The sequence below is a fragment of the Bacillus sp. SIMBA_074 genome (assembly GCF_046534555.1).
Taxonomy (GTDB): domain Bacteria; phylum Bacillota; class Bacilli; order Bacillales; family Bacillaceae_G; genus Bacillus_A; species Bacillus_A mycoides.
Genome location: NZ_JAWRYM010001281.1, coordinates 1 through 233, shown reverse-complemented (window position 1 = coordinate 233; position 233 = coordinate 1). Strand labels below are relative to the sequence as shown.

Genomic DNA, 233 nt, shown 5'->3' with positions numbered 1-233 from the left:
GTTCAACATGTTCGCGTTGTTCATGTTCGGCGCGCCGCTGGAACAGACCTGGGGCGAGAAGCGGTTCCTCACCTACTACCTGGTCTGCGTGATCGGCGCCGGCCTGTGCCAGATGCTGGTCGGCTGGTGGACGATCTCCGGCGGCGGCGACGCCTACCCGACCGTGGGCGCCTCCGGCGGCATCTATGGCCTGCTGCTGGCCTATGGCCTGCTGTTTCCGAACCAGCAGGTGA

At 65.7% G+C, this 233-nt stretch carries 1 protein-coding gene; it reads left to right on the top strand.

The window, feature by feature from the left end; translation table 11 throughout:
* The coding region (locus SB773_RS34835) for a rhomboid family intramembrane serine protease (protein WP_410595135.1) at positions 1–233 on the top strand (233 nt) is incomplete at both ends.